The organism is Salipiger mangrovisoli, assembly GCF_015223355.1.
Taxonomy (GTDB): domain Bacteria; phylum Pseudomonadota; class Alphaproteobacteria; order Rhodobacterales; family Rhodobacteraceae; genus Salipiger; species Salipiger mangrovisoli.
The window spans coordinates 60,217-73,712 of the sequence record NZ_JADFFK010000012.1; the positions used below are offsets into that span (position 1 = coordinate 60,217).

11 protein-coding genes and 1 riboswitch are annotated in these 13,496 nt (G+C 65.3%); of the genes, 2 read left to right on the forward strand and 9 right to left on the reverse strand.

What is annotated here, in order from left to right; all coding sequences use genetic code 11:
* Position 1: 1 nt before the first annotated feature.
* The 4 genes from IQ782_RS16300 to metZ all read right to left on the reverse strand — a co-directional run bounded on the left by IQ782_RS16300 (position 2) and on the right by metZ (position 4,368).
* Entirely contained in the window at positions 2-1,450 is a 1,449-nt protein-coding gene (locus tag IQ782_RS16300; protein WP_194135721.1) for a TrkH family potassium uptake protein, read from the reverse strand.
* 56 nt (positions 1,451-1,506) lie between these two features.
* Positions 1,507-1,746: a hypothetical protein gene (locus IQ782_RS16305; RefSeq protein WP_194135722.1), complete on the reverse strand. Its 240-nt coding sequence runs from the start codon at positions 1,744-1,746 to the stop codon at positions 1,507-1,509.
* Positions 1,747-1,920: 174 nt separating this feature from the next.
* The gene (gene folE2, locus IQ782_RS16310) at positions 1,921-3,021 is read right to left on the reverse strand and encodes a GTP cyclohydrolase FolE2 (RefSeq protein WP_194135723.1); all 1,101 of its coding nucleotides are present in this window, start codon (positions 3,019-3,021) and stop codon (positions 1,921-1,923) included.
* A gap of 162 nt (positions 3,022-3,183) precedes the next feature.
* Complete coding sequence (gene metZ, locus IQ782_RS16315) at positions 3,184-4,368, reverse strand: O-succinylhomoserine sulfhydrylase (RefSeq protein ID WP_194135724.1); 1,185 nt, start codon at positions 4,366-4,368, stop codon at positions 3,184-3,186.
* 76 nt (positions 4,369-4,444) lie between these two features.
* Positions 4,445-4,521: riboswitch (SAM riboswitch) on the reverse strand.
* A 161-nt stretch (positions 4,522-4,682) separates the two neighbouring features.
* On the opposite strand from metZ, the gene IQ782_RS16320 reads away from it, so the two are divergent.
* A complete protein-coding gene (locus IQ782_RS16320) occupies positions 4,683-6,551 on the forward strand; it encodes a monovalent cation:proton antiporter-2 (CPA2) family protein (RefSeq protein ID WP_194135725.1) in 1,869 nt (622 codons plus the stop codon).
* Between the two features lie 244 nt (positions 6,552-6,795).
* Positions 6,796-8,109 carry an NAD(P)/FAD-dependent oxidoreductase gene (locus tag IQ782_RS16325; RefSeq protein ID WP_194135726.1) on the forward strand — a complete coding sequence of 438 codons (1,314 nt, stop codon included), beginning with the start codon at positions 6,796-6,798 and terminating at the stop codon, positions 8,107-8,109.
* Between the two features lie 82 nt (positions 8,110-8,191).
* On the opposite strand, the gene IQ782_RS16330 is transcribed toward IQ782_RS16325, so the two are convergent.
* From IQ782_RS16330 to IQ782_RS16350, 5 genes are all read right to left on the reverse strand, one after another.
* On the reverse strand, positions 8,192-8,701 hold the full coding sequence (locus IQ782_RS16330) for a CarD family transcriptional regulator (RefSeq protein ID WP_066105780.1): 510 nt from the start codon (positions 8,699-8,701) through the stop codon (positions 8,192-8,194).
* Between the two features lie 311 nt (positions 8,702-9,012).
* Positions 9,013-9,351 (reverse strand): ferredoxin FdxA, encoded by a 339-nt coding sequence (gene fdxA, locus IQ782_RS16335; RefSeq protein ID WP_194135727.1) that lies wholly within the window; start codon positions 9,349-9,351, stop codon positions 9,013-9,015.
* Between the two features lie 49 nt (positions 9,352-9,400).
* Positions 9,401-9,784, reverse strand: a complete 384-nt coding sequence (locus tag IQ782_RS16340) for an RNA-binding S4 domain-containing protein (protein ID WP_194135728.1) — start codon at positions 9,782-9,784, stop codon at positions 9,401-9,403.
* A 12-nt stretch (positions 9,785-9,796) separates the two neighbouring features.
* Positions 9,797-12,802, reverse strand: a complete 3,006-nt coding sequence (locus IQ782_RS16345) for a helicase-related protein (protein WP_194135729.1) — start codon at positions 12,800-12,802, stop codon at positions 9,797-9,799.
* 77 nt (positions 12,803-12,879) lie between these two features.
* Positions 12,880-13,443 carry a hypothetical protein gene (locus tag IQ782_RS16350; protein WP_194135730.1) on the reverse strand — a complete coding sequence of 188 codons (564 nt, stop codon included), beginning with the start codon at positions 13,441-13,443 and terminating at the stop codon, positions 12,880-12,882.
* Between the last annotated feature and the right edge of the window lie 53 nt (positions 13,444-13,496).

The following is a 13,496-nucleotide window of genomic DNA, read 5'->3' on the forward strand; positions in this document are numbered from 1 at the left end:
CTCAGCCGCGCCAGAAGCGCAGGGTGAAGAGCACGAAGACCGCCATGATCTCGAGCCGGCCGACCAGCATGGCGAAGGACAGCATCCATTTCGCGGTGTCGTTGAGCGTCGCGAAGTTGCCCGCCGGGCCGATGATCTCGCCCAGCCCCGGCCCGACGTTCGCCAGCGCCGTCGCCGCGCCCGAGAGCGAGGTGACGAAATCGAGCCCGGTGAAGCCGAGCGCCAGCGAAAGCACCCCGAGCGAGACCACGAAGAAGACGAAGTAGGCCATCACCGAGTTCAGCACCTCGTCGGCGACCGGGCGGCCGTCGAAGCGCGGAGTGAACACGCCATGCGGCGCGCGGATTCGCTTCAGCTGCACGCGGATCGAGGCGAAGAGCAGCTGGTAGCGGAAGATCTTCACCGAGCAGGCCGTGGAGCCGGCGCAGCCGCCGATCAGCCCGATGAGGAAGAACAGGGTGACCAGGAACGAGCCCCATCCCATGTAGTCCACAGAGGCGTAACCGGTGCCCGAAATGATCGAGCTGATGTTGAACAGCGACTCGCGGATGGCCTGCTCGGGATGGTGCGGAAAGAGCGCGAGCAGCGTGACGCTCATCACCGCCACCAGCGCGAGGATGGTGCCGAAGAAGGCGCGCACCTGGCTGTCGCGCCACAGCGCGGTGTGATGGCCGTTCAGCATCTGCACGTAGCGCACGAAGGGCAGCGCGGCGGCGATCATGAAGAAGGCGGCGACATATTCCGCCGGCCCCTGGAAACCGCCGAAGGAGGAATCGTAATTGGCGAAGCCGCCGGTCGAGAGCGTGGTCAGCGCGTGCACCGTCGCATCGAAGGCATCCATGCCGCAGACCATGTAGGCGGCGGCGCAGGCCAGCGTCATGCCGACGTAGATGGTCGAGATCGACGAGGCGATCTCGGTGGCACGGGGCAGGATCTTGCCCATGGTCTCGAAGGCCTCGGAGCGGAAGATCTGCATCCCCCCCACCCTCAGCTCGGGCAGGAACACCATGGCGACGACGATGATCCCGATGCCGCCCAGCCATTGCAGGATGCCGCGCCAGAGGAGGATGCCCTTGGGCAGCCCGTCGAGCCCGGTGAAGACCGTCGAGCCGGTGGTGGTGATCCCTGACATGGCCTCGAAGAAGGCATCGACGATGCGCGCCTCGGTCGCCCCCAGCATGAAGGGGATGCCGCCGAACAGGGGCAACACCACCCAGGCCCCGACGGTCAGCAGGAAGGTCTGCTGCAACGTCAGTCCCTGCCGCCCGGCATTGGCGCAGGCAAGGCTCACCAATCCGCCGCAAAGCGTGGTGATCAGGGCACTTTCGAGAAAAACCGGCCATTGACCCCGGCCCTCGGCGATGTCCACGAGAAACGGAACCAGCATGCAGCCGCCGAGCGTGGTGACGAGAAGGCCAAGAACGTAGGCGACAGGGCGGACATCGAACATGGCAGAGCCATCGCCCGCCGCTGCCTGCCTGTCAAGCGCCGCGCGGCGGCAGCCTTTCAGTCCCCCAGGAGGTCGCGGAAGACATGCGGCAGAATCTGCTCGCGCGTCAGCCCCATCTCGGCGAGCCGTTCGTCACTCTGGCTTTCCAGCACGAGGATCTCGTACATCCGCTCGCGCCGGAGCGCATAGGCGTTGAGGCCCTGGCCGACGCCCGCGAAATAGGCATCGATCCTGGCGCGGAGTGAACCGCGACCCAGGCCGATGATGACATTTTCGGCGTAGCTGCTCGTGGCCATGCGACGACCTCCGTTGGCTTGCCTGCCCCGCTTCCCGAGGATGCACGAGAGCGTTCCGCAAATCATGAAGAGCGCCGCGAAAATTTCCGCAGTGCAGCAAAATGCCGCCGGAGTGACCGGCGGCATACGGGCAATGCCGAAGATTGCAGCAGCGCCCGGCGGGCGCCGTCCGCCTCAGCCGCGGTGGATCAGGCTGGGGAAGAGCGTCGGGTCGAGGCTGGTCTGCGCAAAGGTCGGCCCCTGCGTCAGCAGCGCCACGGCGTCATGCGAGTGCAGGCTTTCCTGGTGGCTGCAGAGCACGCGGAAGTCGCCGATCCGCGCGTCGCCGGCCATCGCCTCGGCGAAGAGCCGCGCGGCATCTTCAACGAAGATCGGGTTGGCCGCGTTGAGCTCGGCAAAGGCCTGCTCGTCCTCGCGCTTGACCATGACCTGCGTCTCGGTCGGCACCGCCGAGCGGCAGAGCCCGACAAGGTCCTCGAACCACAGGCAGTCGTCGCCGTCGTCCTGAAGCACCACGGACACGCGCGCCACCGAGCGCTGCGAGTGCGGCGTGGCGAGCTGGCCGCGGAACTGCCGGGCGTGCTCGGACAGCTCCAGCGAGCAGGGGCAGGTCGAGCTGTAGACGTAGTCGAGATGGGCGATGCGCTGACGCACCCCGTTCTGCTCGACCAGCTCCAGCGCAAGATCGTAGTACTGGTAGCCCGACAGGCCCGAGCGCAGGCTTTCCACCTGCATCGGGAAGGAAAAGCGCATCTGGATGCGCGCGTCGAAGCTTTCGAGGTCGGACTTGTAGTCGTCGAGCGCCGCCTCGACCACGCCGAAGCTGAAGCTCTTCTGGGCATGGGTGTAGAAGCTGCGCATGATGCGCGACATGTTGATGCCCTTCTTGTCGGCCTCGAGGCTGACCGTGCCGGTCACCGAGGTCTCGAGCGACAGGGACTGGCCATCCTTCAGCCGGTAGCTGAGCGGCAGACGGAAGTTCGAAATGCCGACGTGCTGGATGCGCACGTTCTCGCCACGGATGAGCGAGGCCGGACCGTTCTGCAGGTCCGGGAGCGAGGTCTTGTAAGCCTCGTCGACGATGAAGCCCTTGGGATACTGACGCGAGAAGATCGGATAATCCTGCCCCGCGCCGAGAAGCTTCAGAAGTGCGGGGTCGAGATCGGTAATTTCACTGTCGTCGGCTGCCTCGGTCCATTTGCGCAATACGGCAAGGGCCGCCTCTGCGTCATCACGGCTTGGGTTACGGTCAACTACCGGCGAATACACATTCATGTCCTGCCCTCCGAGGCGGGGGTTCGTTCCAACGTACTTAGGATGTTTTACCGAAAAAACCACCATTTACGACCCTTATACGGGCACACCTATTCGTATGGATCATCTATTGCGGGCAAAAATGTGGCCGGGCAATTGTTAATTGTCCCGGCCGCCCAAGTTTTACGCAACGTCAAGAGCTTGTTGAATATCTGCAACAAGATCGCCGGTGTCCTCGATGCCGACCGAAAGCCGGATCAAGCCGTCGCCGATGCCAAGCCCTTGACGTTGTTCAGGAGACAGTCGTTGGTGGGTTGTCGTCGCCGGGTGGGTCGCGATGGATTTCGCGTCGCCGAGGTTGTTCGAGATCAGGATGATCTTGAGCGCGTTGCAGAAGCGGAAGGCTGCCTCTTTTCCGCCTTGAATCTCGAAGGCGACCATCGTGCCCCCTGCCCCGAGCTGCCGTTCCGCCAGCGCGTTCTGCGCATGCGACGCGAGCCCCGGATAGCTGACGCGGATCACCTTCGGGTGGCCGGTAACCGCCTTGGCGATCGCCTCGGCCGAGGCGGTCTGGGCGCGCACGCGCAGGTCGATGGTCTCGAGGCCCTTGAGCATGACCCAGGCGGTGAACGGGCTCATCGAGCCGCCGGTGTGCTTCATGTAGGGCTCGATCACGCCGCGGATGATCTCGCGGCTGCCAAGGATCACGCCGCCCAGCGTCCGGCCCTGGCCGTCGATGTGCTTGGTCGCGGAATAGACCACCACGTCGGCGCCCTGCTCGATGGCGCGGCTGTAGACCGGGGTCGAGAAGACGTTGTCGACGACGACCTTGGCACCCTTGGCATGGGCGAGCTTGGCCACGGCCTCGATATCCACAAGTTCCAGGGTCGGGTTCGACATGCTCTCGAAGAACACCAGTTCGGCACCCGGCTCCAGCGCCGCTTCCCATTGCGCCAGATCGGCACCATCGACGAAGACCACCTCGACACCGAAGCGGCTCAGGATGGTCTCGAGCACGTAGAGGCAGGAGCCGAACAGCGCGCGCGCCGCGACGACACGGTCACCGGCCTTCAGCATGGCGGTCAGCGCGCCCGAGACGGCGGCCATGCCGGAGGCGGTGGCAAAGGCATCCTCGGCACCTTCCAGAAGCGCAATGCGTTCCTCGAACATGGCGACGGTGGGGTTCCCGTAGCGGGCGTAGATGAACTCGTCCGCCTCGGTCTTGATGAAGCGCGCCTCGGCCTGCTCGGCGGAATCATAGGCAAACCCCTGAGTGAGGAAGATCGCCTCGCTCAGCTCGCCCCACTGGCTGCGCTTGGTCCCGCCGTGAACCAGTTCGGTCCGCGATGCCTTCTTGAAATCTGCCATGATCTTCCACCTTTCTGTGCCCGGCCAATCCCTGTGCGCCGGAAATGAAAAAGCCCCGTCCGCGGTCAAGCGAAAGAGGCTCCTTCGTCCGACCTTTTAGCGGAATGTTTTACGTGGCCCGCAATCCGTCAACAAATCGCCACGGCGCGGAAATACGCCTCTGATGCCTTCCGGTCAAGCGCGACGACGCGCGGGTGCGCCGATGCCCGGACGCCGCCTTGGCACCGATGTGCCATGGGCATGCTTGTCTTTCCCCGCGCTCCCCGCTCATCATGCGCGGGCCACGGCACATTCGAAGCAGACACGGAACCGACATGGAAAGCGCGCTCTTTCAGGCCTCCATCTACCTTGCCGCCGCGGTCATCGCGGTGCCCATCGCAACGCGGCTGGGGCTTGGCTCGGTGCTGGGCTACCTGCTCGCCGGGATCATCATCGGGCCGGGGCTGCATCTGGTGTCGCATACCGACGACCTGCGCCATTTCGCCGAGTTCGGCGTGGTGATGATGCTGTTCATCATCGGGCTGGAACTGGAGCCGCGGGCGCTGTGGGACATGCGGCACCGGCTGATCGGGCTAGGCGGCCTGCAAGTGCTGCTGACCATGGCGGCGATCACCATCGTGGTCATCGGGCTCGGCACCGCCTGGGCCACCGCCGTGGCCGCGGGCATGGTCTTTGCCCTTTCCTCCACCGCCATCGTGCTGCAGACCCTTTCGGAAAAAGGGCTGATGCAGACGCCCGGCGGACGGTCCGCCTTTTCGGTGCTGCTGACGCAGGACATCGCGGTAATCCCGATGTTGATCCTGCTGCCGCTGCTCGGCGCGCCGATGATCGCGATGATCCGCACCGACGGCGCGATCGAGCGCCCCGTGCACGCGGTCAGCGAGCACGGGATGTCGCTCGTCGCGGGGCTGCCGGGCTGGGCGGTGGCGCTGGTCACGCTGGGGGCGGTGGCGCTGATCATCGTGGCAGGCATCTACGGCGCGCGCCCGCTCTTCCGCTTCATCAACGCCTCGCGCCTGCCCGAGATGTTCACCGCCGTGGCCCTGCTGATCGTCGTCGGCATCGCGTTTCTGATGGGGCTCGTCGGCCTGTCTCCGGCGCTGGGGACCTTCCTTGCCGGCGTGGTGCTGGCCAACTCGGAGTTCCGCCACCAGCTCGAAAGCGACATCGAGCCGTTCAAAGGGCTGCTTCTGGGGCTGTTCTTCATCACCGTCGGCGCAGGGCTCAATTTCGGGGACTTCCTGCGCGAACCGTTCCTGCTGCTCGGCATCACGCTGGGGCTGATCCTCGTCAAGGGCGCGATCCTCTACCTGCTGGGTGGCCTCTTCGACCTGCACGGGCGCGACCGGATGCTGTTCACCCTCTCGCTGGCGCAGGCAGGCGAGTTCGGCTTCGTGCTGATCTCCTTCGCGCTCCAGCAGAACGTGATGACCGAGGCGTTCGGCCAGCGGCTCTTGATGGTGGTGGCGCTGTCGATGCTGATCACCCCGGCGCTCTTCATCCTGTACGACAAGCTCTCGGCGAAACTCGACGACACCGCCGAGGCGCGCCCCGATGATAAGATCGACCGCGAAGGGCCGATCATCCTCGCCGGGATCGGACGCTTCGGACAGATCGTCAACCGGCTGGTGCAAAGCTCGGGTTTCAAGACCGTGGTGATCGACCACGACATGCAGACCATCGAGCTGATGCGCAAGTTCGGGGTGAAGGGCTTCTTCGGCGATCCCACCCGCCCCGAACTGCTGCATGCCGCGGGCATCTCAAAGGCCAAGGTGCTGGTCGCCGCGCTCGACGATCCCAAGGCCACCACCAAGCTCGTGCGCTTCGCCAAGCGCATCCGGCCCGAAATCTTCGTCATCGCCCGCGCGCGCGACCGCACCCATGTCTACGAGCTGTATCAGGCCGGGGCCGACAAGATCGTGCGTGAACTCTTCGACAGCTCGCTGCGCGCCGGACGCTACGTGCTCGAGGAAGTCGGGCTCACCGAATACGAGGCCGCCATCGCCGAAGAGACCTTCTACCACCACGACCGCGAAACCATGCGCGAACTGGCGACGCTCTGGGACCCCACCGTTCCGCCAGCGCAGAACCCTGCCTATGTGAAGCGCGCCCGAGAGCTGGAGAAGGACCTGGAAACGGCGCTGTTCAGCGCCCTTGAAGCGCAGCGCGACGACGTTGCCTGAAAGTATTCCACGGCATACAGATTTCGCAAATTTCCTCGTGTTTGCAGCAATGTAGCCCAAAAAAGAGGCAACTGATCCGCGCCTGCCGGAACCTCGCGGGAATGTCATTGGCCGCGACCATTTCGCGCATGCTGCGGGTGCAGCATTGAGCTAATCGGACCGCGCCGGAGGTGGACCAAGACCGAGCGCATGCGGCGCTGGCCACGTCCCGCCCTCCGGCCGACAGACGCGAATAGCCTCGACCATGCCCCAAACCTCCAAGCCTCCCCAGATCGTCATTGTCGGCGCCGGCACTGCCGGGCTGAACCTCGCCACCCGCCTCAGCCGCCGCCTCGGCCATGCCGGCAAGGCCGAGATCACCCTTGTCGACGAGAACCTCTCGCACATGTGGAAACCCTCGCTGCACGAGTTCGCCGCCGGCACCAAGGGGTTCGATGAAGAAATCAGCCTGCTCGAGCATTCGCACCGCAACGAGTACAACTTCCGCCTCGGCCGCTTCACCGGCATCGACCGCGAGAAGCGTCTGGTTCAATTGCAGGCGGTGAACGATCCCGCCAACCGTCCGCTCGCGCCGAAGCGGTCGCTGCCCTACGACATCCTGGTGCTGGCGATCGGCAGCCGCTCGAATGATTTCGGCACCCCCGGAGTCGCCGAGAACTGCATGATGCTCGACACGCCAGCGCAGGCCAAGCGACTCCAGGCCGAGCTGCTGAACCTCTTCCTGCGCTTCCAGACCGGCGCTCTGGGGGCAGCGGAGAAGCTTGAGCTGACAATCATCGGCGCCGGGGCTACCGGGGTCGAGCTGGCCGCCGAGCTGCGCGAGGCCGCCGGGCAGTTCGCCCGCAACGGCATCCACAAGGTGCGGAACGCCGATGCGGTGACCATCCGCCTGATCGAGGCCGCGCCGCGCGTCCTGAGCGCCCTGCCCGAGACCATCTCTGCCAAGGTCGCCCGCCACCTGCGTGAGCTGCATATCGACGTGATGACCGGCGCCAAGGTGGCGCGCATCGACCCCGGTTCCGTGACCTTGAGCGACGGCACGACGCTCAGTTCGAACCTGACGGTCTGGGCCGCCGGGGTGCGCGCGCCCGAGGTCATCGGCCAGCTCGACGGGTTCGAGACCGGCAGCCTCGGCCGGCTCAAGGTGCGCCCCTCCCTGCAGACCCTCGACGACGATCACATCTACGCGCTTGGCGACTGCGCCGATTGCCTCTGGCCCGCCAAGCAGACCTCGCTGCCGCCGCGCGCGCAGGTCGCCACGCAGCAGGCCGAGTTCATGGAGCGGCAGATCGTGGCGCAGGTCGCGGGAAAGCCGCTCAGGGAGTTCTCCTACGCCGACCACGGCTCGCTGGTGGCGATCAGCAACGAGGGCGCGGTGGGCTCGCTGATGGGCAAGGCGATCGGCACCATCACCATCGAGGGCTGGCTGGCACGGCGCGCCTACCGCTCGCTGCACTTCCTGCACCGCAAGTCGGTGCTCGGCCCGTGGCGCGCCACGTTGAGCGCCCTGCTCGGCGGTGCCTCGCGTCGCATCCGGCCCAAGCTGAAGCTGCACTGAAGCGCAGCCACGCACCGTCTGCGTCACGAAAAAGGGCTGCCCCACGGGCAGCCCTTTTGAATTCTTCGGGAGGTACGCGCGATCAGGCGGCGCGCAGGCCGAGCACTTCGTCCACCTGGCGGGCAGCGGCCACTTCATCACCACCGCTCACGGCGGCCACTTCACGGGTCAGGCGCTCGAGCGCGGCTTCGTAGAGCTGACGCTCGGAATAGCTTTGCTCGCGCTGGTCGTCGGCACGATGCAGGTCGCGCACCACTTCGGCGATGGCGATCAGGTCACCGGAATTGATCTTCTGTTCGTATTCCTGGGCACGGCGCGACCACATGGCGCGCTTGACCTTGGCCTTGCCCTTGAGGGTCTTCATTGCCTGGCTCACCACGTCCGGCGAGGACAGCGAGCGCATGCCGATCTCGGTCGCCTTGTGGGTCGGGACCCGAAGCGTCATCTTGTCCTTCTCGAAGGAGATCACGAAAAGCTCCAGCTTGAGGCCGGCGATTTCCTGCTCTTCGATCGACATGATCTGACCCACGCCATGGGCCGGGTAGACCACGTAGTCATTCGGGCGGAATTCGTTCTTCTTGGTCTTGGTCATCCAACAGCGTCCTTAGCAGAGAAACCTTGTGCACACGCGACAGAAAGACGCACGGGATGCGGAGCATTCCGTTCGCCTGGTTTTACGCGACTAGCTTAACCTCCGGGGTGCAGACCGGCCCGGTCATGTGTGCATGGTTTCAACATGAGTGGCGCAGAACATAGCACAAAATGAACGTCTTTCCTAGGAGCGCTCGGGCCGGAAAGATGTTTTTCTAAACCAATATGTTACGGGGTAAAACACGTCCCCGTGTACGGGTTTCGGCGCGGCGGCCACGAATCGCGCCGCGCGCCGAAGGGAATTTGCGTCTCTCAGTCGCCTTCGCCGGGCGCTTCCGAGAAGTACTTGGTGAGCTTGTCCGCCTCGCCGTCGCGCTCTTCGGCGCCGGGCATCGGATCTTTCTTGGTGATGATCACCGGCCAGAGCTCCGCATACTTGCGGTTGAACTCGACCCATTTCTCCATGTCCGGCTCGGTATCGGGGCGGATCGCGTCAGCCGGGCACTCCGGTTCGCAAACGCCGCAGTCGATGCATTCGTCGGGATGGATGACCAGCGTGTTCTCGCCCTCGTAGAAACAGTCCACCGGGCAGACTTCCACGCAGTCGGTGTATTTGCAGGCGATACAATTTTCGGTGACGACGTAGGTCATTGCGGTCTCTCACAGGCTGATGCCCGCCTAGCTAGACCAGCAAACAGGATCATTCAAGCGTCCGGCCGCGATCAAGATCGAGTTTCCTGCGGTCGCGCTTGGTCGGACGAGAATTGCCTTCGAGACGCTGCACCGGCGGAACATCGTCCCCGGATCCGGGCTGCGGAGGATCAAGGTCCTCGTAGAGCTGCTGCGCCTCGGGCGCCGGGCCGCGGCGCTCACCGAGCGCCACGACCTTGATCACACGCACCTGGCGCGCCTGGCTGAAGGTCAGCACGTCGCCCGGCCCCACGTTGAAGGCCGGTTTCGACACGTTCAAACCGTTGACCCGCAGACCCGCAGAGACCGCCTTGGCCGACAGGCCCCGCGTCTTGAAGAAGCGGGCCTGCCAGAGCCATTTGTCGATGCGGATCTTCTGGAGCGGATCAGCCAAGCGAGATGAGCCTCAGGACTTGCCCTTGAAGCCCATCAGTGCCGCGGCGAAGGGATTGTCCGGATCGATCCGGTCCTTCTTCTCGGGGCGGGATTCGAAGGTCTTCGGACCTTTCGGAGCACCGCCCTTGCCGCCGCCTTTCGGGCCGCCCTTGCCGCGCGGTTTGCCACCTGCCTTCGGGCCACCCTTGCCGCCGCGCGCCTGTCGACCGCCGTCACGGCCCCCTTCGCGTCCGCCGTCACGGCCGCCCTCGCGGGCCCCGTCACGCGCGCCGTCGCGGCCACCCTGACGGCCCCCGCGTGCGCCGCGGTTGCCACCCCAGGTGAAGGTATAGAACACTTCGATCTCGGGGCCTGCCAGCGCCGCATCGGGTGCCTCGCCCGGCAGCAGCTCGGTTTCCGAGGCTTCGGGAATGGTGTCGTCGATCTCCACCGCCTCGGGCGTCTCGGCGATCGGGGCCACGCCCTCGTCGTCGATCTGCTCGGAACCGGCCACCAGATCGGCGGCCTCGGGCGCGGCCGCCGGATCGGCCATTGCGGCGGGGGTCGCCTCTTCTTCCTGAGCGGCGTCGAAGACCGGCTGGTCCTCGCCGGGGATGCCCGTGGGTTCGGAGGTCTCGGTCACCACCTTGTCGGCGGCGCGCACCTTGCTGCGCTCGCCCTTCTCTGCCCGGTAGCCGAGGCCCTGCATCAGGTCCGAGAACTGCTCGAGCGTCATGCCGGTGATCGACAGCATGTCGGCCTTGGCCTCGAAGCCGCCGCGGCTGTCTTCGCTGCGCAGCATGTCCGCGAGGCGCTCGAGCATGTCGATGCGGATCGCGCGCTCGCCGGCCGGGCGGTAGCCCGACAGCGTGTAATGCGCCATCGGCACTTCGCGGATGTTCGGCACGGTCACCAGCCCCGGCGGCGGCGCCTCGGGGAAGGTGTCGAGACCATTGGCCAGCGACCACAGCACCAACCGCAGCCGAGTCGGCGCGGGCTTGAGCAGCAGCGGCATGAAGATCGTGTACTGGCCGAAGCGCACGCCGTGCTTGCGCAGTGCGGCGCGCGAGTCCTGGTCGAGTTGCTTCACCTCGTCGGCAACCTGGCCGCGCGGGATGACGCCCATCGATTCGATCAGGCGGAAGGCGAAGCCACGGGCCAGACCGGTCAGCGTCTCGTCGTTCTGCATGTTGAGCAGCGGCTCGAAGAGCGCGGCAATCTTGCGGTCGATGAAGTGTTGCAGGCGGCGTTCGACCTTCTGCGCCACATCGGGACCTGCCTCGTCATCGACGAAGACCGCAACGCGCGGCTTGAGCGCGTCGTCGCCCTTGACCAGCTTGCCCACAGCCTGGTCGCCCCACATGAGGCCACCCTGCTCGGTGAAGTCGATCTCGGTATCGGGCGCGTTGTAGAAGCGATCCGCCCGCAGGTGGAAATGCGGCGCAAGCGCCTGCAGCGACGCCGTCTTCAGCGTCTTAGCTTCCTGTCCCGTTGCGCCGGCATCCTGCCGGAAGCGGAACCCTTCGAGCCGACCAACGAATTCGCCTTCGACGGTCACTTCTCCGTTCTCGTTCACTTCGGCCAAGAGGGCCTCCTTCTGCTTCAACCGCCGCATGAGCACTGATGTGCGCCGGTCAACAAATCTTTGCGTGAGACGCGCGTGCAGCGCGTCGGACAGGGCATCTTCTACCGCGCGGGTTGCCTCGCGCCAATGGCTTTCGTCATCGACCCAACCTTTGCGTTGCGCCACGTAAGTCCAAGTGCGGATAAATGCCAGACGTTTCGACAACGCGTCGATGTCGCCATCGGTTCGATCGATACGTTTCACCTGCCGCGCCATGAAATCGCGCGGGATTTCGCCGCGCTCGTGCAAGTGCTGGTAGATCACCTGCAACAGCGCCGCGTGTTCATTATGGCTGATCCCGCGGAAATCGGGAATACGGCAAACGTCCCAGAGCAGCTTGACAGAGGCCGGATCCGAGGCGCGCGCGCGGACCTCCGCCTGCGAATTGAGCGATTTGAGCGACATCAGGTCGTCCGCCTCGCGCGCTCTGACCAGGTTGGGATCGTCGGGCGCGCGCTCAAGCGAGTCGATCAGCGCCTCGGGCGAGCCGAAATTCAGCTGCGGATTGCGCCAGTTGAGCTTTTTCAGCGGGGTGAAGCTGTGACTGGTGATCGCCTCGACCCATTCGTCGGGGATCTGCCCGGCCTCGCCGGTGGTGCCGAAGGTACCGTCGCGCATCCCCCGCCCCGCGCGCCCGGCGATCTGCGCCAGTTCGTTCGGCTGCAACTCGCGCATCCGCCGCCCGTCGAACTTGGTCAGCGAAGAGAACGCAACGTGGTCGACATCGAGGTTGAGTCCCATGCCGATGGCGTCCGTGGCGACCAGGTAGTCGACATCGCCGTTCTGGTAGAGCTCCACCTGCGCGTTGCGCGTGCGCGGCGAAAGCGCGCCCATCACCACAGCCGCGCCGCCCTTGGTGCGGCGGATCAGCTCGGCGATGGCATAAACATTGTCCACCGAGAAACCGACAATGGCGCTGCGCGGCGGCATCCGGCTGATCTTCTTCGAACCGGTGTACATCAGCTGGCTCATCCGGTCGCGCCGCATGAATTCGACACCCTTGACCAGCTGCGAGATCGGCCCGCGCATGGTGTCCGAGCCAAGGAACAACGTCTCGTGCAGGCCGCGCATCCGCAGCAGCCGGTCGGTGAAGACATGGCCGCGCTCGGGGTCGGCGCAAAGCTGGATCTCGTCGATCGCCACGAAATCGCAGCCCATGCCTTCGGGCATCGCCTCGACGGTGCAGATCCAGTACTGCGCGCGGGGCGGCACGATGCGCTCCTCGCCGGTGACCAGCGCCGCCACCGAGGGGCCGCGGGCCGCCACGACCTTGTCGTAGACCTCGCGCGCCAGAAGCCGCAGCGGCAGGCCGATCATGCCGGTCCTGTGCGCCAGCATCCGTTCGATGGCGTAATGGGTCTTGCCTGTGTTGGTCGGGCCGAGGACGGCCGCGATCCTAGCGCGTTGGGCCATGGGAGGGGGCCTTGTCTTTCCTCTTCCGGTCTTGTGGTCCCGATGCGGTCAGCCCGCCCGGTGCCCGTGCCGGTGCCTCAAAGCGAAACGCCGTTCACCCGCGTCTCGAGCCGTTCAATGGCCTCGGTGACATCGCTGTCGAAGGGCCGAAGCTCAACTACCCGCGAATAGGCACGGTAGGCAAGATCAAGATCGCCCAGTTCCTCGTGGATCGCCCCGACGCCCTGCAAAGCGCCGAAATGGTTCGGATTGAGCGCCAGCGTATGCTCAAGCGCATCCATCGCCGGGCCGAGCGCATCCGACGCATAATAAGCCAGCGCCAGCGCGCTCCAGCCTTCGGCGAACGCGGGCGCATGGTCGGTGAGCGCAGTGAAGTGTTCGAGCGCGGTTTGCACATCGTTGACCTCGAGCGCGTCGCGACCGCGCTTGAGCAGCAGGTCCATCGCCGGCGAACCGGATTTCGACCATTCGTTGAAAAGGTCGCGCTCCGCCCGGTCGGCGATTTCGGGGCTGGTCGCCCCGGCCAGTTCGGCCAGAAGCTCCTCTGCCCGGTCCGCGTACGCCGCGCCGGGTAGGGAAAACGTGACTAGGGCCAGTGCCGCAACCGTTCTAGATTTGAATTCGCGGATGAGGATGCTCATAGAGGGAAGTGTAACCCACCGCTGGCGCTTTGCCAGCACAGGAATTCGTGAGG

Excerpts from the sequence above, each read along its gene's own strand:
- IQ782_RS16300 (WP_194135721.1), bottom strand. The coding sequence starts at position 1,450 with ATGTTCGATGTCCGCCCTGTCGCCTACGTTCTTGGCCTTCTCGTCACC.
- IQ782_RS16345 (WP_194135729.1), bottom strand. The coding sequence starts at position 12,802 with ATGGCCCAACGCGCTAGGATCGCGGCCGTCCTCGGCCCGACCAACACA.
- fdxA (WP_194135727.1), bottom strand. The coding sequence starts at position 9,351 with ATGACCTACGTCGTCACCGAAAATTGTATCGCCTGCAAATACACCGAC.
- folE2 (WP_194135723.1), bottom strand. The coding sequence starts at position 3,021 with ATGAATGTGTATTCGCCGGTAGTTGACCGTAACCCAAGCCGTGATGAC.
- IQ782_RS16305 (WP_194135722.1), bottom strand. The coding sequence starts at position 1,746 with ATGGCCACGAGCAGCTACGCCGAAAATGTCATCATCGGCCTGGGTCGC.
- IQ782_RS16320 (WP_194135725.1), top strand. The coding sequence starts at position 4,683 with ATGGAAAGCGCGCTCTTTCAGGCCTCCATCTACCTTGCCGCCGCGGTC.
- IQ782_RS16330 (WP_066105780.1), bottom strand. The coding sequence starts at position 8,701 with ATGACCAAGACCAAGAAGAACGAATTCCGCCCGAATGACTACGTGGTC.
- metZ (WP_194135724.1), bottom strand. The coding sequence starts at position 4,368 with ATGGCAGATTTCAAGAAGGCATCGCGGACCGAACTGGTTCACGGCGGG.
- IQ782_RS16350 (WP_194135730.1), bottom strand. The coding sequence starts at position 13,443 with ATGAGCATCCTCATCCGCGAATTCAAATCTAGAACGGTTGCGGCACTG.
- IQ782_RS16325 (WP_194135726.1), top strand. The coding sequence starts at position 6,796 with ATGCCCCAAACCTCCAAGCCTCCCCAGATCGTCATTGTCGGCGCCGGC.